Origin of the sequence: Nocardioides asiaticus (genome assembly GCF_040049175.1) — a bacterium.
GTDB classification, from domain to species: domain Bacteria; phylum Actinomycetota; class Actinomycetes; order Propionibacteriales; family Nocardioidaceae; genus Nocardioides; species Nocardioides cheoyonin.
In genome coordinates this window covers 151,185-177,189 of record NZ_JBDZDM010000003.1, presented here as the reverse complement: position 1 = coordinate 177,189, position 26,005 = coordinate 151,185, and the positions used below count along the sequence as shown (strand labels likewise).

Here is a 26,005-nt window from a genome sequence, read left to right as displayed (position 1 = left end):
CACGAAGACCGACTCGGACCAGGAGACCAATGAGCACCCTGCCAGACCTCGGATACCCAGAGACCGTCAGCACCGCCGACCTGTGTGATCGGCACGGCGAGACGCTCCGGGCGTGCACCACCCAGTTCCTCCAGCTCGGCGGCGTCGCTGCCTTCAGCGGCCCGATCGTCACCGTCGACGCCCCAGAGGACAATCTCCTGCTCAAGCACATCATCGCAGAACCAGGTGAGGGGCGCGTTCTCGTCGTCGACGGAGGCGGCCTTCTCACCTGTGCGCTCGTCGGCGACCACATGGCCTCAACCGCGGCCAACAACGGCTGGGCCGGCCTCATCATCAACGGCGCCGTGCGAGACCGGGCACGGCTCTGCGAGATCCCCATCGGCCTCAAGGCAGTCGGCTGCAACCCGCGACGAAGCGGCAAACAAGGCACCGGACGGCGCGACATCGACGTCGAGTTCGGCAACCTGCGCTTTCACCCAGGCGACATGCTCTGGTCCGACGACGATGGGATCGTCCTCATGCGATCCGCCGGCATCGGCGAATGAGCGAGTTCGATCTTGCCGCCGAGCCGTCTCAGACCTCGACGACTTCGGCCTCGGCTGCGCCACGCTGCACCGCTTCGGTCGCTTTGATCGCAGCAGCCTCACTCGGCTAAGTCCTCACCGAAGGCAACCTCCTGACCGTTAGCTCGCCCTTCAGGTGGAACTCCTACGAAGGCGATGCAAAGATGCCGTCAGCCCGACTGTCCAGATGCATCATGGAAGAGGGCTTCGGCGAAGTCCGCCAGCGCCTCACCGCCGAAGGCGACGTAGTCCGCGCGGTTGAACACTCCGACCGAGTCGGGCGGACCGGGCGTGCGGATAGCGTTCTCGATCATCGCTCCGACCGACTTGGCTTCAAGGCTGTCGTTGGCCGCCAGCGCCGCGTTCACTTGCCCCGCGACCGCTGGGAACCTTTCGATCGCAAAGACCCCGCGCGGCAGCGAAACACCCTCGAACCGGCAGCCGTCGAACTCCACGAACTCGAAAGAGGCCGCCGAGAAGTCGACGTTCACCAACGGGTTCGGTGTCGGGGCATCCGGGAAGGAGCGCCCATCGAAGCGGAGATCCTTCAGGCGGCCCGCAAAGACACAGTCACGCAACTCCGTCTGCTTGAACTCGGTGCCCTCCAGCCGAGTGCCACGGAACGAGCAGCCCTCGAATAGCGCACCCTCCAACGGCAGCCCCCGCATGTCCGCGCGATCGAAGCGGACACCGCGCCACGTATTCGCCTTCTGCTCCCACCACGTCGCAAGTGCCGACTCACGCAGATCCGCATCCACGAACGATGACTGGGCCATGGTGGTGTTCCACAACCGCCAGTCCTGACACCGGGTTGAGTCGACCCGGCAGTTGACGATCTCAGAATCGAAGAACCGCAAACTCGGCAGGGACGCATCGCTCAGTTCGAGGTCCTCCCACCGCTGCCCGCTCAACTCCAACAGGTTGAAACTATCGGGAAACCCTCGCAGCCGCAGGCCGGGGGCGCTCGCATGTCCCGTCAGCACGGCAACCAACACGCACCCACTCATTACAAGGCAGAATCAATCGGACCCGTCTTCGTCTGAAATTGTTATAGGCAATCCGTGCCGGCGATCGCTTCAATGATTCCTACTTCGGGCCTCGACCCGAAACGCCAGACGGCTCAGCGGCGAGCCTCACCCCGCAAACGACCTCCCCCGTCAAAGGTCCTCCGAATAGGGGCAACAAACGTGGTATCAACAGCCGCGACCCCCAGGGTCGCCATCGTCGGACTCGGAACCATGGGCAGCATGACCGCGTGGCAGCTCGCCAAACACGGCATCCCGATCACCGGCTACGAACGATTCAGCAGCCCACACGACCGCAGCTCACACGCCGGTCAAGGACGCTTCTTCCGCGTCGCCTACCACGAGGGCGTCGAGTACATCCCCGCCCTCATCCGCGCACGCAAACTCTGGCTCGAACTCCAAGAAGAAGCAGGGCAACAGATACTGCGCGAATGCGGGTTCCTCACCATCGGCGACCTCACCTCGCCCTGGCTGACCGAACTGATGAAAGGTGTCGCCGAACACGGGCTCCGCCACCAGATCCTCGAAGGCACCGACTTCACTGCCCGGTTCCCCGGCCACAAACCGCTCGCCGACAACGAATCCGGCGTCATCGACGAACTCGGCGGGATCACCTACCCCGAACATGCCGTCCGATCCGCCCTCTCCCTCGCCCGAGACCGCGGCGCAACCCTCCACACCTACACCGACGTCGTCGCCATCGAACCCCACGGCACCACCGTCGACATCACCACAGCAGACGGCACCCAGACGTTCGACCGCGTCATCGTCACCACCGGCGCCTTCGGCCCGCCACCCGGCCTCACTCTCTCCCGCCCCATCCGAGTCGACCGGCTCTTCCACTCCTGGTTCCACACCAACAAGCCCGCCGACTACACATTCGAGACATTCCTGCCATTCATGCGCCAATCCGCCGGACTCGAGGACTACGAAGTCGGCATCGCCGGCGGCCCCAGCCCGGACGGAGAGATCGTCCGCGCCGGCGCCACTGTCCCCTACTACCGCGGCGACGTCGACCCTGACGCACTCGACCGAACCGTCCCCCTGGACTACGTACGCCGCATGTCAGAGGTACTAGGCGAATACCTCCCCGGCATCGACCCCAACCCGACCCGCAGCGCTGTCTATATGGACGGCTACACCGATGACCTCCGACCGGTCATCGACACCGTCGGCGAAACGACGCTCGTCCTCTCCGGATTCTCCGGACACGGCTTCAAGTTCTCGCCCCTTGTCGGAGCACTAGCCGCCTCATGGGCCATCAGCGGAGACGCCGGCCCCCTGCGGAGCGCCTTCGTGACCAGCCCCGACCACCACGAGTGAAGAATCCGGTGAACCCCATGCGTAATCGGTCGATCCTCGACACCGCCCAGACCAGGCGGCTCGTTCCCGCTGTGTTGTCCATCGCCGTGACGGCGGCCCTGACCACGGCGTGCGGCGGCGGCTCAAGCAGCTCCGCATCGGACAACACCCTCGTCCTCGGCTGCTACCCAGCAGCCTCAGGAACCAACTGGAACACACTGTTCAAGAAGTATGTCGAACCTGCCTTCAAGAAGATGACCGGAGCCAAGATCTCCTACATCCAGGGCAACTCGCTTGACACCGTGGCCAAACTCCAGGCCGAGCGCAACGATCCCCAGATGGACGCCGCCTGCATCGACACAGGCCCCAACATCCTTGCCCAGCAGCGCGGCCTGATCGCCACCAACGACGCCTCGATCGTCACCAACCTGACCAAGGTCAAGTCCTACGCCAAGGACAAGAACAACCTCGGTGTCACCATCAGCAGCCTCGCGGCTGGACTCGCCTACAACACCAAGGAGTACAAGGCCCACAACCTGCCCGCACCGACGTCCTGGAACGATCTCACCGACCCCGCCGTCAAGGGGCACGTAGTCCTCACCGACGTCAGCAACACCCTCGGTGTCACCATGCTCGCCATGCTCGCCCGAACCAACGGCGGCAGCGAGAGCGACATCGACCCCGGGTTCGACGCGGCGAAAGAGGTAGCAGCCAACTCCTTCGCGAGCACCAACAACGACGACGTCAGCAGCTACTACCAGTCCGGTGGTGCCTGGCTGTCGCTGTGGACCAACTCCGAAGAGGCCACCTTCGAGTCCACCAGCAAGTTCCCGGTCAAGTTTGTCTACCCGAACGAAGGCGCCGTCGCGATCGGCCAGACGATCGCCGCAGTAAAGAACTCCCCCCACCCCGAACTCGCCCAGAAGTTCATCCAGCTCATGCTCAGCCCCGAGATCCAAAAGCAGCTCGGCGAGCTCTGCAGCCTCACCCCCGTCGTCTCCGGTGTGAAGCTCTCCGCGAAAGCAGCCAAGACCGTCGGTCTCGGCAAGCGCCTGGTGAGCCTGGACTGGGCAACCATCAACAAGGAACGGGACGCCTGGACCCAGCAGTGGGCCCAAGACGTCACCAGTAACCTGCACTAGGCGAGGAGGTCACACCTTGGCACCGCCCGCGGTCGAAATCGACACCGTCGCCATGGACTATGTCGCCGGGACCAGGATCCTGCACGACATCTCCCTCAGCGTCGAACACGGAGAAAGGGTCTGCCTGCTCGGTCCCTCCGGATCCGGCAAGACCACCCTCCTCCAGCTCGTCGCAGGCTTCCTCCAGCCCACCTCAGGCACCATCCGTATCGCAGGCGTCGACCAAACCCATGTCCGACCCAACCGACGCAACATCGGCGTCGTATTCCAGGCGCTTGCTCTGTTTCCACACATGAGCGTCGCCGCCAACGTCGAATACGGCCTCAAAGCGCGGAGGGTCGACAAAGACACCCGGCGCAAGATGGTCCACGAGGCACTCGAGATGGTTGGGCTAGCCGACTTCGCCAGCCGGCTACCGCGCCATCTCTCCGGAGGACAGCAGCAGCGTGTGGCCTTCGCCAGAGCCATCGCCTTCCGGCCAGAAGCGCTCCTGCTCGACGAGCCCTTCTCCAGCCTCGACACCAGCCTGCGCAAGTCCATCCGCGCCGAACTCGCCCGGCTCCAAGAAGAAGTGCAAGTACCAACAGTGCTCGTCACCCACGACCAGCAAGAAGCGCTCTCCTTCGGGCACAAGCTCGCCGTCATCAGCCACGGTCGCCTCGAGCAGTTCGGAACCCCCGAAGAGCTCTACGAAGCACCCAAGACCAGATTCACCGCCGAGTTCCTCGGCGCAGCCAACCTCGTTCCCGGCACCGTGACACGCACCGCCGGAGACCTCGCCGACATCGCCCTCCCCGGCGGCGTCGCCACCGGCGTGACCATCCCCGAAACCCAGGCCCCACCGCGAGCCGGGGACCCCGTCGACATCCTCGTGCGTCCAGAACATCTTCGTCTCGCACCCAAGGGCACCGGCACAGGCGGTTGCATCCTGCCCGGGACGATCACCCGCTCCACCTACCTGGGCGAATCCGTGGAAGCCGAAGTCAGACTCGGCGAGACCCACATCGTCGCCAAACTGCCCGGAACCCAACCCGCAGCCGCCGGCACCCAAGTCGACGTCATCCTCCCCGACCGCGGCCTACGGCTCTTCCCCGTCGAAGCGCCGCCCATGCCCAGCACCGGCGCCACCGCAAGCCTGGACGCAGCAACGGAGAACGGGCTTGACTCGGAGGTCGGCGTATGAGGCTCCACCCCGTCGCCCGCATAGCGCTCGGTCTTCCCGCCCTCGCCGCACTCGCGGTGCTGTTCGTGGCCCCGATGGTCAACATCCTGTTGCAGAGCCTCCACGTCAACACCATCGCCGGAACCTCCTCGGCGTGGACCGTCCACAACTACTCCGAAGGAATCTCCGGGTTCTACCGCTCCAGCATGCTGCGAAGCATCTGGATCAGCCTCGTAGTCACCCTCATTGCCATCCTCATCGGCTTCCCGTTCGCCCACACCTACGCCAAGGCGAAAGGACCCGGCCGATTCGTGCTGACCCTGATCCTGTTCCTGCCGCTGTTGACGACCTCGATCGTGACCTCCTACGGCTGGCTGATCGTGCTAGGGCGCTCAGGCATGGTCAACACCGCCCTCCAACACATCGGCATCATCTCCAAACCGATCAACTTCCTCTACAGCCCCCTCGGCGACATCATCGCCCTCGAGGAATGGATCCTGCCCTTCGCAATCCTCCCCATCACCGGCTCCCTGGCCGGGATCTCACCCGACATCTACAAAGCCGCGCACAGCCTCGGATCCGGATCCATCCGGACCTTCCTCTCCATGACCGTGCCACTCTCGAGAGCCGGCATCATCGGTGGCGCCGTCGCCGCCTACGCGCTCAGCATGAGCTCCTACACCACACCACGGCTGGTCAGCGGAGGCGCCGTCCAGGTCCTCCCCATCGCCATCTACAACCAGTTCGTCAACGTCCTTAACCTCCCCCTCGGCAGCGCGCTATCGATACTCCTCCTCGTCGTGGTCCTCGTGCCGGTTGCGCTCCTGGGACGACGCAGCATGCTGGCGGGTCGCGCATGAGCGCCCTGACCACCCTCGCCGACCGGATGCAGCCACGGCGCCGCACCGCCAAGCAGCCCGCGCTTCTCCCCCTCCCTCGGACGATCGCGAAGATCGCGTACATGACGCTCATCTCGGCGTTCCTGCTCGCACCGATCGTCGTCGTTCTCGCTGCGTCACTGACCGAACGCGCCTACCTGACCTTCCCTCCCCACGGCGTCAGCTTGAAGTGGTACAGAGACGCCTTCGCCCAGCAGGACTTCGTCGACTCACTCAAGTTCAGCGTGTGGACCGCCGCCGTCGTCGCCACCCTCGCCGCCCTCATTGCCTACCTGCTCGCCCTCGCCCTGGGCAGCACCTCGATCCTCGGACACCGCAGAGCACTAACCCGGCTCGTGACCTGGCTACGCGTCGGCACGCTCAGCGCGCGAACCATCCGATTGACCGCCATCATGCCGATGATGCTGCCGGTCATCGTCCTCGCGGTCGCGCTGCTGCAGTTCTTCGCGCGCATCGGCATCGTCAGCTCGCCACTCAGCATCATCTTCGGCCAACTGGTCATGTGCCTGCCGTTCGCGGTACTCATGGCCGAGATCGGTCTAGGACACGTCGACCCGAGCACCTGCCTGGCCGCTGAGAGCCTTGGCGCTTCCAAGCTACGTGTCCTGCGCACCATCGTTGTCCCCGCCTCCTCCAGCGGCCTGGCCGTAGCCTGGGCGTTCTCGTTCGTTGTCGCCTTCGGTGACTCCACCGTCGCACTGCTCCTTCAAGGACCCGGGCAGATCACCGCGCCGATCGACATCTTCAACGTTCTCTACTTCAACCCGTTCGCTCCAACCGTCGCGGCAATGGCGGGGCTGCTTGCCGTCATTACTTTCGCGTGCCTCACAGTCGGCATCGCCGTGCTCGAACGTGGGGGCAGACGCGCGTGAGCACGTCCGCACACAACCTGCCCACCTACCAGAATCTGCCCACCACACCTGCCGGCGACCGATGCACATGGGGGATCTTCGGAGCCAGCGACCAAGTTGGCACCATCAACCTTCAGACGCCAGGAAGTGTCGTCAGCGCCGCACGAGAGATCCGGCGGGGAGCAGTCTTCCCACTCAACGCTGGCGTCGACGAGATCGATCCGCCGTTGTTCTCGCGTCAGCCGACGCGGCATACGCTGCTGCCGGACAAACAGGATCTGGGCTTCGACGACCTACTCACGATCAACCCGCAAGCATCCAGTCAGTGGGACTCCCTCGCTCACGTCGGCGCCACTCAAGACGCGCTCTACAACGGTGTCACCGCCGAAGAGTTCGTCACCAATGGTCGCAACAGCATCCAGGCACTGGCCACACGCGGCATCGTGGGGCGAGGAGTGCTGCTCGACGTAGACGGGCTGATGAGCGCCCGCGCACAGACCTACAGTCCCGGAGACGCGCGGCCGATCAGCGTCGGCGACCTCGACGAGGCCCGAAGGCGGGCGGGAGTCGAGTGGAGGCCCGGCGACGTCGCAGTGCTCTACACCGGATTCCTGCGCTGGTACCGCACGCTGCCAGCCAACGAAAGGACCGCCATGTCGAAAAGCAGTCAGCTTACCGCAGCTGGGCTCGAGCACAGCGAGCAGATCGCAGCCTACCTGTGGGACTCCCAAGTCGCGGCAGTGGTTAGTGACAGTCCGGCGGTCGAAGTCTGGCCGCCCGACCGGTCGGATAGCGCCGACGCCTTCGGGTTTCTCCATCAGGCTCTGATCGGCCGCCTGGGCATGCCGCTTGGTGAGCTCTGGGACCTCGATGCGCTCGCCGCCGACTGCCGAGAAGAAGGCCGCTACACGATGTTCCTGGCCAGCGCACCCCTGAACAGCGCCCGCGGTGCCAGCTCGCCTGCCAACGCCCTGGCGGTCAAGTGAGCAATCTCAGACGGCCCAAAGTCATCAGTCTCGGAGTCCACATCGTCGATGTCCTCGGGTGGCCCGTCACCGAGCTTCCCGCCGGGCAAGGCCGCATCGTGCTCGACGACATCGCGATGACCGCTGCCGGCACAGCTGCCGGCACCAGCGTCGACCTGGCCGAACTCGGAGTCGACGTCGAAGCGATCGGGGTCGTCGGCGACGACCTCCTCGGCAGATTCCTACGGACCACGCTCGAACAGCGAGGCGTCAACTGCTCGGCGCTGCGCATCCGCCCCGGGGCCCACACCGCCGCCACCATCTTGCCGATCCGGCCGAACGGCGACCGGCCCGCAATGCACTTTCCCGGCGCGAACCCGTTGATGACGCTCGACGACGTCGACCTGGACCGAGTTGCCCAGGCAGATGCCCTCCACGTCGGCGGGCCAGACGCCCTAGGAGGCTTCCTCGATGACGGAGTCGGCGAAGTACTCAAGGTGGCGCGTCAGTACGGGCTCCTGACCACCATGGATGTGCTCTCGCCGTGCAGCCCCCGAATCTGGGAGCGGCTCGCTCCGAGCATGGCGGATGTGCATTGCTTCCTCCCCAACGAAGAGCAGCTACAGAACCTGACCGGCGAGGACAACCTGGACAGGGCCGCTGCCACCGTGCTCGAGGCTGGGGCCGGAGCGGTAGTGGTGACCACCGGCGCATGCGGAGCATCCCTCTACAGCACCGACGGCCGTCGTGACTTCCCCAGCATCCCAGTCGACGTCATCGACACCACGGGCTGCGGTGACGCAGTCTCCGCAGGCGTCCTCACTGGTCTCCTTGAGGAACGGTCGATCGAAGAAGCCGTTCAACTCGGCATGGCGTGCGCCGCACTCGTCGCCGAGCGACTCGGGTCCGACCCAGCTATCCAAGGACGTAGCCAACTCGATGAGTTCGTCGCGAGCCATGTCTAGCTGCTCACCCGAGCGCGAGATCTGGACCGAGCCGCTCCACCGACTCCAACAACTTCTGGACGGTCGGCGACATGTCGCCGCGACGCCAAGCAAGAGTCGCTGCCAAGTGGTGCCGTTGTCCGCGCAACGGACGAAACGCAGTTCCCGTTGGCTGAAACCTGGTCAGCGGCTCCGGAAGCAGCGCCACACCAACACCCGACGCGGCCAGCGCCACGATCGTCATCGACTCCGGCACCTCGCGCACAACCCGCGGCGCGAACCCGGCCGCGGCGCACATCGCGATGACCGCCGGACGGATCGCGGAACCTGTGTTCTCCGGGTAGAGGATGAACGGTTGATCAGCCAAGTCCCCAATCTCGATCTCGTGTTTAGCAGCCAGCGGATGCTTCTCGCCGAACACCGCGTACATGCGGTCCTGACGAAGGATCCGCATCGCCAAGCGCGGCTGGTTGACCCGCCCATGAATCAGGGCCGCATCGAGTTGGCCACCAAGCAAGAGCTCAACCTCCTCGAACGTCGTGTAGGACCCCATCAAGTCCAGTTCGACATCCGGATAGTCCTGGTGGAATACCTGCGCAAGCAGCGGCACGATGTCCACAGCCATCAGATCCGTGAAACCCAGTCGGACGTTGCCGATCTCACCTCGCTTGGCCCGCTCAGCGTCCTCGACCAGCTCATCGACCAGGCGAAGCGCATGACGTGCCTTCTCCAAGAGCTGCTCGCCCACGGGCGTGAGACTGACCGACCGGGTTGTCCGCTGCAGAACCGAGGCCCCCAACGCCCCCTCGAACGCTCGGATCAGTTGACTGACCGGAGGCTGCGCCATGTGAAGCCGCTCGGCTGCTCGCCCGAAGTGCAGCTCATCCGCCACCGCAACGAACGCTCGAAGCTGACGTAGATCGATCCTCGCCACGGCCCGCGCCCTCTCATATCGGAATCAGCTCAATGATCGCCACTTCTCTCTCACTTCGCTATTGATCCTCACCGTCTTCTTCATCGAGGAGCTACCGTGTCCCCCCGCCGCAACGCCCTAGTTCGCAGCCAACGACGCAGCGTGGTCGAGACTGCCCAAGCGCTCGCTCGCGCCGCGCTCGTCACCGGGACCTCCGGCAATGTGAGCGTGAGGCTGCCAAACGACCGAGTGCTCATCACACCCTCGGGAATTGACTATGACCGGCTGCGACCCTCCGAAGTCGCAGTCGTTGCGCTCGACGGAACGGTCGTCTCAGCCAAACGGGCGCCTTCCTCCGAGGTGCCCCTCCACCTCGACATCTACCGCGTCACCGACGCAAGAGCGATCGTGCACACCCACTCGCCATCGGCAACCGCAGTCGGACTCGTTTCGGATGAGCTGCCAAGCGTCCACTACGCCATCCGCAGGCTTGGCGGCCCGATCCGGGTCGCCCCCTATGCGGTCTTCGGGTCGGCCGCGCTCGCACAACAAGTCACACACGCGATGAGGGGACGGCGAGCAACTCTCATGCGGAACCACGGCGCCGTAGCCATTGGCGGCGACTTAACCGATGCGCTCACCAACGCCGTCACCCTCGAGTGGCTCTCAGAGCTCTACTTGCGCGCAAGAGCCGTCGGGCTTCCAGCCACACTGTCCGAAGAGGAGCTGAGCGAAGTCGCTCGTGCCGCCGCGACCGCCGGCTACCGCTACTAGTCGACACGCGCGCCCAGGCCCTCCCGGTTCAAGCCGTGCCGTCCTCTCCCATACCGGTCTGGCCCTTCTCAGGCGGCAGGTCGACAGCCCCCTTTCCTTCCTGGGTCGACCAGCCGCCTGTTACCGGCCCGCGGTCAACGAGAGGTCGACAAACTGATCCACACCCGGCGCGGCGAACAGCGTGTCGGCCAGTAACAGCGCCAACCCGATCAAGCCGGCCCGCTGGTCGAGCTTGCTCCTCGCGATCCGCAGATTCTGAGTCGCAAGAGACAACGACCGCTGGTAGACGACCTCCCGGACCCCAGCGAGCAGCTGCTCCTCGGCGCCGGAGAGCTGGCCGGCCAGGATGATCACGCTCGGGTTGACGAGGCTGACGGCCTGTGCGATCGCCTCGCCGATGATCCTGGCGGCTTGGCGCATCAGGTTAACGGCGGACAGGTCTCCGCGTCGGATCAACTGGACGACGTCATCGACTCCCTCGACGTCGAGTCCCGCGGTCTTCAGGTCGCGGACCAGGGCCCAGCCACCCGCGTAGGCCTCGACGCAGCCGGATCTCCCGCAGCGGCAGGCCGGCTCCGGGGATGCATCCCCCGAGGGGTTGGTGGCATGGAGGTGCCCGATGTCCCCGGCGGCGCCGTCGGCACCGCGGAAGATTCCCGCCTGGGTGACAAGGCCGGCGCCGACGCCGGTGCCGATCTTGAGCATGAGGAGCTCGGTGACATCCGGGTAGACGATCCGCTGTTCGCCGAAGGCCATCGCGTTGACGTCGTTCTCGACCAGGATCGGGCAGGTGAAGCGTCGGCCGAACCAGCCCCGGATGTCGAAGCGGTCCCAGCCGCTCATGATCGGCGGGCTGACGACCTGTCCGCGGGCGAAGTCCACCGGGCCCGGCACATCCAGGCCGACCCCCATCACGGCGGAGATCTCGACCCCGACGGCGGTCAGGAGCGCGTCGAACTCACTGTCGATGGTGGCCAGCAGCGCTTCCGGTCCTAGTCGGAGGTCGATGCGGCAGTCCCGCTCGCCGAGAACCTTGCCGGCCAGGTCACAGACGCCGGTGCGCATGCCGGTGGCGCCCATGTCGGCCACGAGCAGCACCCCACGGCCCCGGTTGAAGGCGAACCGCTCGGCCGGCCGTCCCCGCGGCTGCAACTGCTCGCCAGCCGGGGCGATGAGGCCGACCTGCAACAACGCGTCGATCCGTTGGTTGACCGTCGACCTGGACAACCCGCTCCGTGCCATCACCTCCGCACGGGTCAGCGCCTCGGCGCCACGGAACAGCTCGAGCACCGCGGCGAGCGTCGGGCCGGCGATGCCCCCGGGTGGCGACGGCGTAGCGGGCATCGAGGGCGGCGAGGGCATGCAGAGAGTCTAATCTGACTCGCGTAAAACAAAAAGGCCCTTCTTTTTGCTTGACGGACGTTATAACTGGGGATTGACTTGGTGATGACCGTCACTGCCCGGCTTTGCCTGCCCGGGCCTCGATGAGGAGGACCTCGTGCGTACATCACTGCTCTCGTCTCGGCACAGGTGGGGCGCGGTCGCGCTCCTTGCGGCTGCTGGGCTCGCGCTCACCGCGTGCTCCTCGAGTGACTCCAACGCCAGCGGCTCGGGATCGAGCAGCACGAAGATCGCCGCGGTGATCAAGGGCCTCGACAACCCCTTCTTCCAGTCCATGGAGCAGGGCATCCAGGACGAGTCCAAGAGCATCGGGGTCAGCACGACCGTCCAGGCGGCACAGTCGATCACCGACACCACCGGCCAGGCGGACAAGCTCACCGGGCTCTCCGGGCAGGACTACGACTGCTTCGTGGTCAACCCCATCTCCGGCACGAACCTCGTTCAGGGCATGGCGCGGATCGCGGCCGACGATGTCCCGATCGTGAACATCGACAGCCCAGTCGACAGCTCGGCCGCCGAGGCCGCCGACGCCACGCCGAAGACCTATATCGGCACCGACAACACCCAGGCCGGCGAGCTCGCCGGCAAGCACATGGCCCAGCTCCTCGGCGGTGGCGGCGGAAAGGTAGCGATCATCGGCGGCATCTCCGGCGACGTCACCAGCGGGGACCGCATCGACGGATTCAAGAAGGGCCTGGGCTCCCAAGGCACCGTCGTGCAGACCGTTGCCGCCGACTGGGACCGTCAGCAGGCGCTCACCAAGGCCACCGACATCCTGCGCGCCAACCCCGACCTCAAGGGCTTCTTCGCCGCCAACGACGACATGGGGCTCGGGGTCGCACGCGCGATCGCGAACGCCCACAAGACCGGCAAGGTCTTCATGATCTCGGTCGATGGCATCAAGGACGCCCTGCAGGCCGTCCAGGACGGAGACGTCACCGCCGTGGTCGCGCAGTACCCCTACGTGATCGGCGCCATGGGCGTCGAGGCCTGCCAGGCAGCCGCATCCGGCAAGGACCTCCCCGCCGACGTGAAAGCGCCCGTCGAGCTGATCACCAAGGACAACGCAGCACAAGCGCTGCAGAAGACCCCCAAGCCGGTCGGCAGCTACGACGACCCGTTCGTCAGCCTGCTCAAGTGAATCCCACCGGCCACCCGGGCAACGCCCCCCGACCCACGACACGCCCACTCACCGAAGGAGAACAGACGTGGCACACACCGCGCCCCCTGCCGTGTCGCCCGACCCACCCCCGGCACACCCAGGCCCGGACGCGACAGACGCCATGAACACCGAGCCCACTGCGACAGGGGCGCATGCGCTCCTGCATCGACTCCGCGACCCGGCCACCTGGGCCGACTGGGCCGCGCTCGTCGGGCTGGTCGTACTCCTGATCGTCTTCCAGGCGGCCGACTCCACCTTCCTGACCGCCGGCAACATCGAGGCGATGCTGGTCGCCGCCGCGATCTTGGTGGTGCTCTCGCTCGGCCAGACCTTCGTGATCGCGACCGGCGGCATCGACCTCTCGATCGCCTCCGCGATGACCTTCGGTGCCGTCAGCTTCGGCGCCGCCTTCAGCCACGGACTGGCCGTCTGGCTGTGCTCGCTGCTCGCCGTCGTCGGCGGCGCCGCCGTCGGACTCGTCAACGGCCTGCTCGTCGGCAAGGCCAAGATCACCGACTTCATCGCCACCCTCGGCACCCTCTCGGCCGCCTCCGGTGCAGCGCTGGTCCTCTCCGACGGCAAGCCGGTGACCATCATCGACCGGTTCCTGCTGCGCCTCTCCACCCAAGGAATCGGCGTCTTCGGCTGGCCGATCATCATCGCCGCCGTCCTGGCCATCGCAGTACACATCGTCCTGTTCCACACCCGGTTCGGCACCCACGTCCTGGCCGCCGGAGGATCCGCGGAAGCGGCGACCGCGGTCGGCATCAGCGTCGCCCGCATCAAGATCGCCGTCTACACCCTCAGCGGCGTCCTCGCCGGAGTGGCAGCAATCCTTCTTGTCGCCCGCGTCGGAGCCTCCGAGCCGGCGGCCAACACCACGTTCCTGCTCAACTCCGTGGCGGCCGTCGTCCTCGGCGGCGTGAGCCTGGTGGGGGGTCGGGCGACCATCGTCGGACCGGTGCTCGGCGCCCTGCTCCTCACCGCCCTCGCCAACGGCCTGACCCTGCTCGGCGTCTCGGAGTTCTACCAGCCCGTCGCGGTCGGCGCCGTCGTCGTGCTGGCCGCCCTTCTCACGAGGTTCCAACGATGACCCAGCCCACCACCGAGACCCGCGACGAGGCGAAGCCGCTCCTCGAGGTCGACGATCTGAGCCTCGCCTTCGGCAGCGTCCGCGCGCTCCAGAACGTCAGCCTGCACCTGACGCCCGGCGAGATCACCGCAATCGTGGGAGACAACGGCGCCGGCAAGTCGACCGTCGTCCGCTGCATCAGCGGCATCCACCGACCCGCCTCCGGCCAGATCATCTTCGACGGCCACACCGTCTCCTTCCGCAACCCCGAGGAAGCACGCGAGGCCGGCATCGAGACCGTCCACCAGAACCTCGCCCTGGTCGAAGACCTCACCGTCTGGCAGAACCTCTTCCTCAACCGAGAGCTGGTCCGCCGACTCGGCCCGATCTCGCTGCTCAACCGCCGCGCCATGCGCCAGCAGGCACGGGAGATGGTCTCCACCCTCGCCGTCAACGTGCCCGCCGTCGGATCCCGAGTACGTCGCCTCTCCGGCGGACAACGGCAGGCCGTGGCCATCTGCCGCGCCGCAGGCTTCAGCTCCAAGCTGGTCATCATGGACGAGCCCACCGCGGCACTGGGAGTCCAGGAGACCGCCCGCGTCGAGGAACTCATCGCCAGGCTCAAGGCCGACGGGCACGCCGTACTACTGATCAGCCACAACTTCGCCCAGGTCATGCGGCTCAGCGACCACGTCTGGGTGATGCGAGCGGGCCGGTGCGTCGCCGGACGCCGAACCGCCCAAACCACCGGCGAGGAGGTCGTCGCCCTCATCACCGGCGCCCAAGCAGCCTGACCCAGAACCCGTCCCACCACCAAGCGCCCACCGCCACCCGCCCACCGCCACCTGCCCACCGCCTCCCGTCCAAGGAAGACACACCTGTGACCGTCACCCGGACCGCCCCGACCGATCCCGATAGCACCTCGGCCTCGAACCCGCTCGGCGTTCACGCGCTGGTCTGGGTCGGCGACACCTCCCCCGCCTCGGTGACCACCGCCATCGAGAACACCCTCGCCGCCGGGTTCGACCTGCTCGAGATCTCGCTGCACGACTCCCTCAACCTCGACGTCGACCGAGCACGCGCCGAGCTCGAAGGCGCCGGGCTCGGCGTGGCCTGCTCCCGGGGGCTCGCCTTCGACGCCGACGTCTCCAGCGAAGACCCGGACACCGTCGAACGCGGCGTCCGCCTGCTCCACGACTCCCTCGCCATCACCCACGCGCTCGGGGGCAGCCACTTCACCGGCGCCCTCTACAGCGCACTGGGCAAGTACGGCCGACCCCTCACGGCGACTGGGCGGAGCAACGTGATCACCGTGCTGCGCGACCTCGCCAAGGAAGCGCAGCGCCTGAACATGACGCTCGGGCTGGAGGTCTGCAACCGGTACGAGACCAACGTCATCAACACCGCTCACGACGCCCTCCGGCTGGCCGACGACATCGGCGAGGACAACGTCACCATCCACCTCGACACCTACCACATGAACATCGAGGAGGACGACCTCATCCGCCCCGTCCACGAGGTCGGACAACGCCTCGGCTACGTCCACATCGGCGAGAACCACCGCGGCTACCTCGGCTCCGGCCACCTCGACTTCACCGGCTTCTTCCATGCCCTGACCGACATCGGCTACACCGGTCCCATCACCTTCGAGTCGTTCTCCTCCGCGGTCGTGGCCCGCGGCCTGTCCAACGACCTCGCGATCTGGCGCAACCTCTGGGACGACGGCGCCGACCTCGCCCGCCACGCCCGTACCTTCATCGCCACCGGCCTCGCCGCCGCACAGCGCTAATCGACAACAGGCACGAACAGCCCGGACAGCCAGGTACAGCGATGAACGACACCGGCGCACCAGCAGCCACCCTGCGCAGCCTCGACGACCTCATCAGCCGAGCCAACGCCATAGCCGACAGCAACCGGAGCCAACGTCGCATCATCGGCATCACCGGCAGCCCAGGCTCCGGCAAGACCACCATCGCCCTCGCCCTAGTCGACGCGCTCAACGCCACTTGTCCGCGACCCTTTCCATGGGTCGCCCACGTGCCGATGGACGGGTTCCATCTCGCCGACAGAGAACTGGCCCGACTCGGACGGCTCGACAAGAAGGGAGCTCCAGACACCTTCGACCCCGCCGGCTACGCCAACCTCCTGCACCGCATCCACACAGAGACCGAGGAGACCATCTACGCCCCGGCCTTCAACCGCGACATCGAACAGCCGATCGCCGGCGCCATACCGATCCCGCCCGAATGCGGGCTGGTCATCACCGAAGGCAACTATCTCCTTGTCGAGGAGCCACCATGGCGGCGCGCGCGCCGAGAACTCGACGAGGTCTGGTACTGCGACCTGGACGACGAACCACGCCGGCAGCGGTTGGTCGACCGACACATCCGCTTCGGCAAGCCGCAGGGGGAAGCAGTCGCCTGGGTCAACAACGTCGATGAGCCGAACGCCGTTCTGATCGCCTCGACGAGGAGCCGAGCCGACGCCTACATCTCCCACGCCGCCCAGCAGGCAAAGTCATGTCCCTAATCGGCAGCGTGCCCCAGACTGGCCCGACGAGACGTCCGAAACGGCATCCAGGGTGGTGGGGCAGGCGCGGTGGCCCGTTCCAGGCATGAGGAGACCGATCATATATGTTATATAGATGCCGGTGGAGTTGTGGCGATCACCTTTCCCCATACCAGGAGGCTTGCGACGTGGCCGTACAGACGTTCGGAGACGCAGTGGACGACGTGGCGTCACGATGCTCGAGTGCCCCTGCAATCGTCGATGACGACGGCCACCACAGTTGGGCACAGCTACGAGACGTGGCCGACGCGCTCGCCCGCTCCTTTCTCGCCCTTGGCGTCTGCCGCGGTGACTATCTGGCTGGCCTGCTGCGCAATCGGGCGAGATGGGTCGCCTGTTGCCTCGCGGCGTCAAAGGTCGGAGCGGTCTTCGTTCCGCTCAACACATGGTACAAACCGCGCGAACTCGCATGGACCCTGCGCCATACCGGGGCAGTCGGACTCATTGCGGAGCCCCGGTTCCTCGGCCACGACTGGGTCGCAGATCTCGAGGAGATCGAGCCGACATTGCGCACAGCAGAGCGCGGCGCCATCCAGGGAGCTGAGTTGCCCGACTTGCGCTGGCTTGCCTGGACCGAGGGTGCCCACGGCGCTGGGTGGAGTTGGGACGAGCTCCTTGCGATCGGGCACAGTGTCCAAGACGCCGACCGCGCCGCCCGGCAGGCCGAGGCTGCCGGGAGCGACCCGCTGCTCGTTCTCTACACGTCGGGCAGCACGGGCAACCCCAAGGGCGTCGTGCTCGCCCAGGGTCCCCTCCTTGAGAACGGCCGCGGCATCGGCGACCGGCGGGACGTTCGTCCCGGAGACCGGGTTTGGCTCGGGTCTCCGTTCTTCTACGGGCTCGCCTCGGCCAACGCCCTTCCCGTAGTGCTGACCCATGACGCGACCCTTGTTGTGCAGGACCGGTTCGACGAGGAGCGAGCCCTGTCGCTCATCGAGGGTGAGGCCTGCCGCGTCTTCTACGGGATGAGCAACATGATTCGCCGCATCTATGAGGCGCCGACGTACTCGCGCGACCGGGTCGCGTCGCTTGAGCGCGGCTCTGCAGGCATCGAAGTGCCGGAACGTAGATTGCTGCTGGTCGAGATGGGAGTCTCGGGCGCTACGAACTCCTACGGTTCCACTGAGTTGTGTGGCAACTCCCTCATGGGCGAGGTCGATGATCCTCTCGAACTCAAGCTAACGACGGCGGGCCGGCCGCTACCCGGGTTCGAGGCTCAAGTCGTGGATCCCGACACTCTGCAGCCCCTGGGAGTCGGCGAGGTCGGTCTGCTCCGGATGCGCGGCCACTCCGCCGTGGGCTATCTCCACGACTCCGAGGCGACCGCCGCGGCCTGGGACGGCGCGGGATGGTACTCCACGGGTGACCTCGGCTCCGTTGACCGCGAGAATCGATTCCGCTGGCGCAGTCGCCTCAAGGAGATGGTCAAGACGGGCGGCATCAACGTCTCCCCCGCAGAGATTGAACTGCTCCTGCAGGGGCACCCGGCTGTCCGCGAGGCCTATGTCGTAGGGGTGCCAGACGCCTCGCGCGGCGAAGTGCCGGTCGCCTTCGTTGTTGCCGACGACGGCGTCACCGAGCAGGAGTTGCGAGGCTATGTGCGCTCAGTCGCCGCCAACTTCAAGGTCCCCGCGCAGGTCTTCCTGCGTCGCTCCGATCAGATCTTCCGGACCGCGTCGGGCAAGCCGGGTCGACCTGCGCTCAAGGAGGAGGCGATGCGGCTGCGGGCTGGCTGAACTGCCGCGTCGCCGGATCCCAACGGAACGGGGAAACGGGCTCGTCCGTGGCGTCGGCCCGCGCCAAGCGCCGACGATGTGGGGTGGGTCGACTCGGCTCGCAACGCGACGGCGCCCGCAGTCCCCGACGGTGCGGGGCGCTTCAGCAGCCGTATCGACGTCCGGCGGGGCTCGGCCGGTCACGAGTTACACAATGGCGTATGCGTTGGCGGGACTTCCGACACCACGCGGAATCTGCAGAGCGGCCGAGACGAGCATGAAGTCATAGTCGCCGGATCGCGCGCAGTGCTCGGAGAGATCTCTTAGCCACCAGAACTCACCGATGAGCATTCCGAGCAGGGGAATCATCCGCCGGTGCAGAAACCCCTTGTCGCGGTCGACCGGGAGACATTCACAGGCGATGTTGTCGGCTGCAACGGCGACGATACCGTGGTCCCAGAGGAAGGCCGCAGTGTCACGTGATGACTCAAGGCCAGGGGTCGCGAGCCCGTGTCCGACCGTCCCACGCAGTTCGGCCCGCGACTCGGGGCTGAGGGACCGGTACCACTCCATCCAGCCGGTCCGCATGATGAGGAAGTCACCGGACCTGAGGTCGATCGACTCTGCGGTTGCGACCTGCTCGATCAGCGACCCGGTGATCTCGAACCGGTCGTCAGGCGTCATCTCGATGCCGGCTTGCTCACAGTAGCGAGCCACGTCTATGAGCACTCCTCGGCCCATTGGTCCCCGCGCGGCCCACCGGTCGATGCCGAGGTCGTCGCCAGCGTCGAGGTCGCTCTCGGTGCGGCCTCCCCAGTAGCCGTGCTCGCGGAATCGGACGTGACGCAATCCGTCCCATTGGCTGGAGAACTGCAGGTAGAGGTTGTCGACCTTATCGTCGCGGCCGTTTCGGGTGACCTCGATGGTGTGCTCGTAGGGTTTGCGGTCGGGGAAGATCCCTGGGTCCGGCTCGTTGAGCGGAAGCGTGAGCGGGATGATCTCGCCCTGACGGATGAGGGTGCTGGCCGCCTTGACCTCGGCGGCGCCCACTCGATTGAGTGAGCCGAGCTCGTCGTCGCGACCCCAAACGTCCCACGCGTGATGCTCGTCTGTGCCAGGGATGAGGGGGAGTTCGTCGAACTTTGGTGTGGTCATGAGTCTGCCTCCAGAGGGATGAAGCAATGGACGCCGTTGCCATTGGGGGTGGTCAGGTAGCCGAGCTCGATGCGAGTACCTGCTGAGACGTTGGTCGTCGGCGGGCAGATGACGCGGCCGGGAATCCGGGGTCCGTCGTCCAGCTCGACAAGGGCCACCACGTATGGGGTCTGCTGAGCCCATCGGGGATCGCCGGTGCCGCGGGTGACGATGGTGGCCACGCGTACGGTGCCCTTCGTCGCGACCGGGACCCATTCATAGTCGTCGCTGACGCAGCGCCAGCAGACCGGGGCCAGCGGGTATCTGACGAGCCCGCATTTACCACATCGCTGCAGAACAAGGGTGCCGGCGCCGAGCCTCTTCCAATGTGTCTCTGTTTCGGGATGAACCACCGGCTCGGGGCCATCATGGGTTCCGGCGTAGGTCAGCGGTGTCTGCGTCGAGGCTGTACGGCGGGGGTGGGGCTGACGGCTCATGAAACAGTCTCCGGGGTCGTTGCGGCGCCGAGGAACTGCTCCCCGATGAGTCGTTTGCTGACCTTTCCGGTGGCGGTGGTGGGGACTTGCTGCTTGTCGAGGATGATGAATGCCTTGGGCACCTTGTAGCTGGAGATCCGCGCCTTGAGCCAGGTCTTCAGATTCTCCGCGGCGTCGTCTTGAAGATCGTTGGGCCGGGTCAGGACAACCGCGCAGCAGAGCTGTTCCTCGCCGGTTTGAGAGTCGGGCCAGCCGAATGCCCATGCCTGGTCGACGGCTGGGTGCGCCTCGACGGCGGTTTCGACCTCGGCCGGCGATACCGTGATGCCGCTGACCTTGATGACCTCCTTCAGGCGACCGGCGAAGTGCAGTCGGCCGGCGGCGTCGATCGCACCGAGATCGCCGGTTCGGAACCACCCATCGGAGGTGAAGACCTGTGCGTTGGCGACAGGATCCTCGAGGTAGCCGGTGGTGACGCAGCCGCGGAGCTGGATCTCGCCGAGTCGAAGGTCGTCGCCCCACTCGTAGATCTCTCCGCTGGTGGGGTCACTGATCCGCATCTCCTGAGTCGGCAACACGGTGCCTTGGGTGTGTAGCTTGACGTCGGCGGGGTCATCTGCGTCGGTCATGGCGCTGTGGCCGTTTCCCTCGGTGAGTCCGTAGACGCTGCACACTCCGGTGACGCCCAACTCCTCGATGGCGAGGCGCTTCTCTTCGGCGCTGAAGCCGGTTGTTCCGGTCCGAAGGGTCGAAAGGTCGTGACGTCGATGGGCGTCGGCTGCGATGAGTCCCCGGGTCATCTGACCGAGCCCGTAGTACACGGTGCACTGGTTTGCGGCGATGAACTTTGCAGACTCTTCGGGGTCGAAACGCTCCTGCAGGCAGAAGGTGAGCCCGTGAGTGAGCACGACGAGCAGCGCATTCGCGCAGCCGTACCCGAAGAACATCGGTGATGCCATCCAGAGCCGGTCTCCTGGGACGACGTGTTGTCGTCGTCCGATCTCGTAGCAGTTGTGGACGAGATTGGCGTGGTTGAGGACGACGATCTTGGGCTTGGCACTGCTCCCGCTGGTGAATACGTAGAGGGCGGGGTCTTCGCCTCTTGGTGTCGGTGTCGCCACTGGGGGGCCGATGGTGGTGCCCTCGGGGGCATCGGCGTCGCGCGGCCAGAACACGGTGCCACGGAACTGGCTTGCGTTGTCCGCGCGTAGCAGGTCGGCTTCGCGAAGAAGTTCGGTGAAGTCGCGGCCGACGACGGTGCGGTCGGCATAGAGCAGGGACATGTGTGTGCGGTCGACCGCCTCGCGCAGCTCGTGTTGCTTGTAGAAGGTGTTGACGGGTACGCAGATTGCGCCGAGGTAGAGGGTGCCCATCACCGCGACCATCCAACGGCGTCCGTTGGGCAGCAGGACACCGACGACGTCGCCAGGTTGGATTCCTTGTTGCTGCAGGTGTCCGGCGAACCGGCGGACGCTGGCTGCGAACTCGGCGGCGGTGGCGGTCCCATCGTCGGCGATGATCAGGGACTGCTGGGGGTAGGTGTCGGCGTAGGCATCGAGGACGGCAGGCAGGGTCGGGGATTCGGCGAGCTCCAGGGGGGTTCGTCGAGCGTCAGTCATCGGTGCGGGCTCCTTCCAGGGTCGTCTCGCGGGGGCTCGGGGAGTAGCCCGTCGGTGTGTGGGGCGTCCATCGATAGAGCTGGAACGGGTTGCCGTCGAGATCATCGACCTCGTGGTAGGTGAGTCGCATGCGGCCGTCTAGGACGAGGCGGTCTGGCGGTGCGTCGACGTCGGCGATCAGGATGGGTCCCTCATCGAGCAGAACGGCGGCCACCGTGTGCGGCGGTGGGATGGTTGGGAAGTACTGCCGGTGAAAGGTCGTCCAGCTCAGGAGAGTGCCCGCTCCGCTGATGGCGGTCCACTGCCAGTCTTCGGACAGGCATGACGGGCACACGGGGCCCGGTGGGAACCAAGTCTTCCCGCAGCGGCGGCACCGTTGGAGGCGCAGCTGGCGCCGGCTGACGAATGACCAGAACGGATCTTCCCAGATGCCGCCGCGCGGGCGCGGTCGGACTGGTCTGCGGGCGGCTTCGGGTGGTTGGCTCATGGTCTTGTATGCCGTGATGCTGGGGCTTCATAGATGAGTGAGGTGACCTTGCCCGCGACGTCGGAGACGTACTGGATTAGTCGATGCCGGTCGAGCTGACGGGCACCGGCCTCGCCGCGCACTTGCCGGACGGCCTCGACCTGGTGATTCCAGCCCTGCATGTAGCTCTCCGAGAGGTGGCCGCCTGAGGTGTTGACCGGTATCCGACCGCCGGGCTTGGTGGCGCCACTCTCGAGCAGGTCGCCGATCTCGTCGTCGGTCGTGAATCCGAAGCCAGTCAGTGCGAGCGGAATGTGGACCGTGAAGCTGTCGTAGACCTGGAGGGCGTCGACGTCGGCGGGCCCGCACGCCGCCGCCTCGTAGAGGTCGTGGGCGGTTTGGTGATGGGCGGGATGGTAGAAGTCCAGAAGCCGCGGCCGGAGGCTGGTGGCCTCCAGGTTGAGATCGCAGCGAGCGATCGCCCGGATGGGGACTGCCCGATCGCCGAGGAGACGCTGTGCTCGCTCCACGGGTAGCAGGATCAGCGCGACCCCGCCGTCGTTGATGATGGTGTAGTCGAACAGCCGCAGCGGGTCGGCGATGAGGCGAGCGTTGAGGTAGTCGTCGAGCCGAAGGTCTTTGCGCATAACGGCGCGGGGGTTGAGGCGCGCGAACATGCGCTGGCCTACTGCCACCTCGCCGAGCCCCTTCTCGGTCAGGCCCGACTTTGCCATGTAGCGGCGGGCCAACAGGGCGTAGAGCGCACCCTGCGAGGTAAGTCCCCACGGCTGGTAGTAGACGTAGGAGAGGTAGGCATCGCCACCCATGGCGGCGGGTCCGCCGTACTGGACGCCCTTGAGACGTTGGTCGTTGCCGTAGACGAGGGCGACGCATTCGGCCTGCCCTGTGACGATTGCCGTCATCCCCTGGGCGACGGCTCCGGCTGCGTCGGCCTGCGCGGCCCACCGCAGATTGAGACCGAGAACCTCGGCGGTCCGTTCATACGCCAGTGTCGGCCCGACCACGAGACCGTCGACGTCACGCTTTGTTAGACCGGCGTCGGTAAGAGCACGCGTGAAGGCGCGGACGGCGTGACCGTAGCCGTCGGAAGTGGGTCGGCCCTCGCGGGCAAGCTGCCAGTCGACGGGGTAGTCGGTGTCGCCGACTCCGACTACTGCGACTTGCCTCCCGAGGTCGAGCGGCGCCGCCGTCGCTGATGGCTTTGAGGTGGTGGTTGTCATGGCTGGCCGAGTGGCTGGCTGGTGCCTAGGAATGCTTCCTCGACCGTCGCGCTCCCGCCAAGCTCTTCGCTGGAGCCTGTGGAGACGATCACGCCGCGTTCGAGCAGATATCCGCGCGAGCACAACGCGAGCGTGTCGGCGACCGACTGCTCCACGATCAGCAGGGCCAGGTCGGGCTTGGAGTCGTGGATTTGGTGGAGCCTGTCGAAGACGTCATCGACCATCTTGGGCGCGAGCCCGATCGATGGCTCGTCGAGGAGGAGCAACTTGGGCCTGGCCATCAGCCCGCGGGCGATCGCCAGCATCTGCTGCTCGCCGCCGCTCATCGTGCCGGCTGCTTGCGCGCGTCGGTCGCGCAGACGCGGGAAGAGCTCGAAGACCATGTCTAGGTCGTCGTGGTAGTTCAAGGGCTGACCGGACCGCCCCCGCTGGGATCGTTGTGCGTAGACCGGTGCCATCAGGTTCTCGATGACGCTCATCTGCGGGAACAGCCCGCGGCCTTCGGGGACGTGGACGAGTCCAGCCCGTGCGACCCTGAACGGCGGAGTGCGGCGTAGGTCGAGACCATCGAAGGTCAGTTCGCCGGCGCTGATATCGGCGAACCCGAAAAGCGCGCGGAACAGGGTCGTCTTGCCCGCGCCGTTGGATCCAAGGACTGCGACCATTTCACCGGGATCGACGGTGAGAGAGATGTCATGGAGGACATGGATCGGTCCGTAGCCGGCGGACAGTGCCTTGATGTCAAGCACGGTTCCTCCACTTGCTGCCGAGGTAGGCGTCGATGACGCGGGCGTCCTTCGTGATCTCCTCGGGTGACCCGTCGGCGAGGAGCTTGCCCTCGTTCATCACCAGGATCCGTCCGCAGAATCGCACGATGGCCCCGATGAGGTGTTCGATCATGACCACCGTCCAGCGACCTGCGGTGCAGATGTCTTCGATGACGTCGAGAAGGTGGGAGACCTCGGTGGGCCGGAGACCGGCCAGGAGCTCGTCGAGGAACACCACCGACGGCTCACTGGCGACGATCCTGGCGAGTTCGGCCTCCTTGATGGCCACGATGTTCAGCTGGCTCATCGTGATGTTGGCGCGGTGCGCCAGGCCGAGAGTGCGCAACGCCTCCATTGCGCGCTCTTCGGCCTGCGAGACGTCCCGGCCGTGCACGAGCGCGCCGATCATCGTGCTCTCCAGCACTGTCATGGACGGGAACGGATTGACCACCTGGTAGGAGCGGGCTAGGCCACGCGCGAACAGCTGGTGCGGCTTGAGTCCTTGCACCGGTCGGCCACGCAGGATCACCCGGCCTCCACTGGGCCGGTGGTCTCCGGTGACACAGTTGACCAGGGTTGTCTTTCCCGCTCCGTTGGGACCGAGTAGCCCGACTCTTTCACCTTCGCCGACCGCGAAGCTCACGCCGTCGACGGCGTGCAGTCCGCCGAACTGTTTGCTGACCTGCTCGAGTTCGAGTGTTGCCGCCTCGCCAGTCATCGTGTCTCTCCTTGGGTCACGGACTCCGCTCGGCCAGCTGCATCACGGCCGGTGTCGGATCTCGGGTCGGTTGAGCCGGTGGCATCGCTGTCGCGGCTGTCCGCCGTCGACGCGGGCGTCCGGGCGTTGGGCACGGCCGGGCCGATATGTGCGGCGCGACGGCCGAAGAGGCGCCCGATCCCTCCCTCGAGCAGCGGGTAGAGGCCGCCGTGGGAGAACAGGGCGACCACGAGCAGCACGGCGGCGTAGGCGAGGTTGTTCAGACCGGGCAGCTGCGAGAAGTGCTGGGTCATCAACTCACCGCCGGGGATGACGATCAAGGCGCCGATCAACGGTCCGAGGACGGTGCCGGGACCGCCGATCAAGACGATCAGGAGCGCTTGGACTGATACCAGAGGGGTGTAGACGTCGTCGGGGTTGAACACGAACGCGAGCTGGCTGTAGAGGCCGCCGGCGATCGCGGAGAAGGCCGCTCCGATGAGGAACGCATAGAGCTTGTATCGGGCCGTAGGAACACCCGATGCCTCCGCTGCCCGGGTGTTCTCGCGAATTGCGACGAAGTAGCGCCCGGTGCGGGTGCCAGCCAGGTATGCGGTGAGCGCGAGCCCGATGGCGACCAGGATTGCGGCGATCAGGTAGTAGTTCAGGCTCGAATCGAATTGCAGGTAGCGCAGCGACTCGCCGACGTAGGGTCGTGAGATCTCGTAGTAGCCGAAGTACTTCGTCAGCACGCCGAGGATCAGCGGGACGGTCAGGGTTGCCAGCGCGAAGTAGAGACCCGAGAGCCGCAGCGTGATGAGGCCGACGGCGGCGGCCAGGACCACTGAGGCGGCGACTCCGATCATGATGCCGAAGATCGGAGAGAGGTTCAGGCGGTCGAACAGCACGGTTGAAGAGAACGCGGTGAGGCCGAAGAAGGCTCCTTGACCCAACGAAAGGGGCCCGGCGAAGCCGGAGATGATGTTCCAGCCCATCGCCATCAGGCACCACACCGCCGTTAGCGCTGCGGTGTGGGCGTTGGTCTCCGAGTAGGCGGCCCAGGGCAGCGCCAGGGCGAGCAGTGCGGTCCCGACGAGCGCCTGCCAGTACCTCGTCTTCATGGTGG

Annotated in this window: 26 protein-coding genes and 1 pseudogene; 15 read left to right on the top strand and 12 right to left on the bottom strand. The window is 66.1% G+C overall.

Annotated features, from left to right (window positions below; genetic code table 11):
• The first annotated feature begins 29 nt into the window (after nt 1-29).
• Nucleotides 30-545, top strand: coding sequence for a ribonuclease E activity regulator RraA (gene rraA, locus ABLE53_RS11440; RefSeq protein ID WP_348859053.1), 516 nt, complete (start codon nt 30-32; stop codon nt 543-545).
• A gap of 188 nt (nt 546-733) precedes the next feature.
• Here rraA and ABLE53_RS11435 read toward each other — a convergent pair whose 3' ends face one another.
• Nucleotides 734-1,558 carry a pentapeptide repeat-containing protein gene (locus ABLE53_RS11435; protein ID WP_348859052.1) on the bottom strand — a complete coding sequence of 275 codons (825 nt, stop codon included), beginning with the start codon at nt 1,556-1,558 and terminating at the stop codon, nt 734-736.
• A gap of 84 nt (nt 1,559-1,642) precedes the next feature.
• On the opposite strand from ABLE53_RS11435, the gene ABLE53_RS11430 reads away from it, so the two are divergent.
• From ABLE53_RS11430 to ABLE53_RS11400, 7 genes are read left to right on the top strand one after another with little or no spacing between them, the layout of a single operon-like run.
• On the top strand, nt 1,643-2,911 hold the full coding sequence (locus tag ABLE53_RS11430; RefSeq protein WP_348859783.1) for an FAD-dependent oxidoreductase: 1,269 nt from the start codon (nt 1,643-1,645) through the stop codon (nt 2,909-2,911).
• The gene (locus tag ABLE53_RS11425; RefSeq protein WP_348859051.1) at nt 2,908-4,032 is read left to right on the top strand and encodes an extracellular solute-binding protein; all 1,125 of its coding nucleotides are present in this window, start codon (nt 2,908-2,910) and stop codon (nt 4,030-4,032) included. The genes ABLE53_RS11430 and ABLE53_RS11425 overlap by 4 nt, the downstream gene beginning before the upstream one ends.
• A gap of 16 nt (nt 4,033-4,048) precedes the next feature.
• Nucleotides 4,049-5,215 (top strand): ABC transporter ATP-binding protein, encoded by a 1,167-nt coding sequence (locus tag ABLE53_RS11420; protein ID WP_348859050.1) that lies wholly within the window; start codon nt 4,049-4,051, stop codon nt 5,213-5,215.
• Nucleotides 5,212-6,054, top strand: coding sequence for an ABC transporter permease (locus ABLE53_RS11415; protein ID WP_348859049.1), 843 nt, complete (start codon nt 5,212-5,214; stop codon nt 6,052-6,054). The genes ABLE53_RS11420 and ABLE53_RS11415 overlap by 4 nt, the downstream gene beginning before the upstream one ends.
• Nucleotides 6,051-6,965: an ABC transporter permease gene (locus tag ABLE53_RS11410; protein ID WP_348859048.1), complete on the top strand. Its 915-nt coding sequence runs from the start codon at nt 6,051-6,053 to the stop codon at nt 6,963-6,965. Before ABLE53_RS11415 ends, ABLE53_RS11410 begins: the two co-directional genes overlap by 4 nt.
• Complete coding sequence (locus tag ABLE53_RS11405) at nt 6,962-7,930, top strand: cyclase family protein (RefSeq protein WP_348859047.1); 969 nt, start codon at nt 6,962-6,964, stop codon at nt 7,928-7,930. The genes ABLE53_RS11410 and ABLE53_RS11405 overlap by 4 nt, the downstream gene beginning before the upstream one ends.
• Nucleotides 7,927-8,874 carry a carbohydrate kinase family protein gene (locus ABLE53_RS11400; protein WP_348859046.1) on the top strand — a complete coding sequence of 316 codons (948 nt, stop codon included), beginning with the start codon at nt 7,927-7,929 and terminating at the stop codon, nt 8,872-8,874. The genes ABLE53_RS11405 and ABLE53_RS11400 overlap by 4 nt, the downstream gene beginning before the upstream one ends.
• 4 nt (nt 8,875-8,878) lie before the next feature.
• Here ABLE53_RS11400 and ABLE53_RS11395 read toward each other — a convergent pair whose 3' ends face one another.
• Complete coding sequence (locus ABLE53_RS11395) at nt 8,879-9,601, bottom strand: LysR family substrate-binding domain-containing protein (RefSeq protein ID WP_348859044.1); 723 nt, start codon at nt 9,599-9,601, stop codon at nt 8,879-8,881.
• A gap of 3 nt (nt 9,602-9,604) precedes the next feature.
• Nucleotides 9,605-9,787: pseudogene (locus ABLE53_RS24830) on the bottom strand (LysR family transcriptional regulator); the annotation flags it as partial.
• A gap of 141 nt (nt 9,788-9,928) precedes the next feature.
• Between ABLE53_RS24830 and ABLE53_RS11390 the strand changes: the two are divergent.
• A complete protein-coding gene (locus ABLE53_RS11390) occupies nt 9,929-10,540 on the top strand; it encodes a class II aldolase/adducin family protein (RefSeq protein WP_348859043.1) in 612 nt (203 codons plus the stop codon).
• A 120-nt stretch (nt 10,541-10,660) separates the two neighbouring features.
• Here ABLE53_RS11390 and ABLE53_RS11385 read toward each other — a convergent pair whose 3' ends face one another.
• Nucleotides 10,661-11,830, bottom strand: a complete 1,170-nt coding sequence (locus tag ABLE53_RS11385) for an ROK family transcriptional regulator (RefSeq protein ID WP_348859042.1) — start codon at nt 11,828-11,830, stop codon at nt 10,661-10,663.
• Between the two features lie 208 nt (nt 11,831-12,038).
• Between ABLE53_RS11385 and ABLE53_RS11380 the strand changes: the two genes are divergently transcribed.
• The 6 genes from ABLE53_RS11380 (at nt 12,039) to ABLE53_RS11355 (ending at nt 18,479) form a co-directional block, all read left to right on the top strand.
• Nucleotides 12,039-13,082 carry a sugar ABC transporter substrate-binding protein gene (locus ABLE53_RS11380; RefSeq protein WP_348859041.1) on the top strand — a complete coding sequence of 348 codons (1,044 nt, stop codon included), beginning with the start codon at nt 12,039-12,041 and terminating at the stop codon, nt 13,080-13,082.
• A 142-nt stretch (nt 13,083-13,224) separates the two neighbouring features.
• Complete coding sequence (locus ABLE53_RS11375; RefSeq protein ID WP_348859040.1) at nt 13,225-14,196, top strand: ABC transporter permease; 972 nt, start codon at nt 13,225-13,227, stop codon at nt 14,194-14,196.
• Nucleotides 14,193-14,969, top strand: coding sequence for an ATP-binding cassette domain-containing protein (locus ABLE53_RS11370; RefSeq protein ID WP_348859038.1), 777 nt, complete (start codon nt 14,193-14,195; stop codon nt 14,967-14,969). The genes ABLE53_RS11375 and ABLE53_RS11370 overlap by 4 nt, the downstream gene beginning before the upstream one ends.
• Before the next feature lie 86 nt (nt 14,970-15,055).
• The gene (locus ABLE53_RS11365) at nt 15,056-15,964 is read left to right on the top strand and encodes a sugar phosphate isomerase/epimerase family protein (RefSeq protein WP_348859037.1); all 909 of its coding nucleotides are present in this window, start codon (nt 15,056-15,058) and stop codon (nt 15,962-15,964) included.
• Between the two features lie 41 nt (nt 15,965-16,005).
• Nucleotides 16,006-16,704: a nucleoside/nucleotide kinase family protein gene (locus tag ABLE53_RS11360; RefSeq protein WP_348859036.1), complete on the top strand. Its 699-nt coding sequence runs from the start codon at nt 16,006-16,008 to the stop codon at nt 16,702-16,704.
• Between the two features lie 104 nt (nt 16,705-16,808).
• Nucleotides 16,809-18,479 carry an AMP-binding protein gene (locus ABLE53_RS11355; protein WP_348859035.1) on the top strand — a complete coding sequence of 557 codons (1,671 nt, stop codon included), beginning with the start codon at nt 16,809-16,811 and terminating at the stop codon, nt 18,477-18,479.
• Between the two features lie 186 nt (nt 18,480-18,665).
• On the opposite strand, the gene ABLE53_RS11350 is transcribed toward ABLE53_RS11355, so the two are convergent.
• The 8 genes from ABLE53_RS11350 to ABLE53_RS11315 are packed head-to-tail and all read right to left on the bottom strand — an operon-like array spanning nt 18,666 to nt 26,000.
• On the bottom strand, nt 18,666-19,613 hold the full coding sequence (locus ABLE53_RS11350) for a cyclase family protein (protein WP_348859034.1): 948 nt from the start codon (nt 19,611-19,613) through the stop codon (nt 18,666-18,668).
• Nucleotides 19,610-20,089 carry a Zn-ribbon domain-containing OB-fold protein gene (locus ABLE53_RS11345; RefSeq protein WP_348859033.1) on the bottom strand — a complete coding sequence of 160 codons (480 nt, stop codon included), beginning with the start codon at nt 20,087-20,089 and terminating at the stop codon, nt 19,610-19,612. Before ABLE53_RS11345 ends, ABLE53_RS11350 begins: the two co-directional genes overlap by 4 nt.
• Nucleotides 20,086-21,708: a class I adenylate-forming enzyme family protein gene (locus tag ABLE53_RS11340; RefSeq protein WP_348859032.1), complete on the bottom strand. Its 1,623-nt coding sequence runs from the start codon at nt 21,706-21,708 to the stop codon at nt 20,086-20,088. The genes ABLE53_RS11345 and ABLE53_RS11340 overlap by 4 nt, the downstream gene beginning before the upstream one ends.
• The gene (locus ABLE53_RS11335) at nt 21,701-22,195 is read right to left on the bottom strand and encodes a Zn-ribbon domain-containing OB-fold protein (RefSeq protein ID WP_348859031.1); all 495 of its coding nucleotides are present in this window, start codon (nt 22,193-22,195) and stop codon (nt 21,701-21,703) included. Before ABLE53_RS11335 ends, ABLE53_RS11340 begins: the two co-directional genes overlap by 8 nt.
• Nucleotides 22,192-23,415 (bottom strand): thiolase family protein, encoded by a 1,224-nt coding sequence (locus ABLE53_RS11330; RefSeq protein WP_348859029.1) that lies wholly within the window; start codon nt 23,413-23,415, stop codon nt 22,192-22,194. Before ABLE53_RS11330 ends, ABLE53_RS11335 begins: the two co-directional genes overlap by 4 nt.
• A complete protein-coding gene (locus ABLE53_RS11325) occupies nt 23,412-24,164 on the bottom strand; it encodes an ABC transporter ATP-binding protein (protein ID WP_348859028.1) in 753 nt (250 codons plus the stop codon). Before ABLE53_RS11325 ends, ABLE53_RS11330 begins: the two co-directional genes overlap by 4 nt.
• The gene (locus ABLE53_RS11320; RefSeq protein WP_348859027.1) at nt 24,157-24,900 is read right to left on the bottom strand and encodes an ABC transporter ATP-binding protein; all 744 of its coding nucleotides are present in this window, start codon (nt 24,898-24,900) and stop codon (nt 24,157-24,159) included. The genes ABLE53_RS11325 and ABLE53_RS11320 overlap by 8 nt, the downstream gene beginning before the upstream one ends.
• On the bottom strand, nt 24,897-26,000 hold the full coding sequence (locus ABLE53_RS11315) for a branched-chain amino acid ABC transporter permease (RefSeq protein ID WP_348859026.1): 1,104 nt from the start codon (nt 25,998-26,000) through the stop codon (nt 24,897-24,899). The genes ABLE53_RS11320 and ABLE53_RS11315 overlap by 4 nt, the downstream gene beginning before the upstream one ends.
• Nucleotides 26,001-26,005 lie beyond the last annotated feature (5 nt).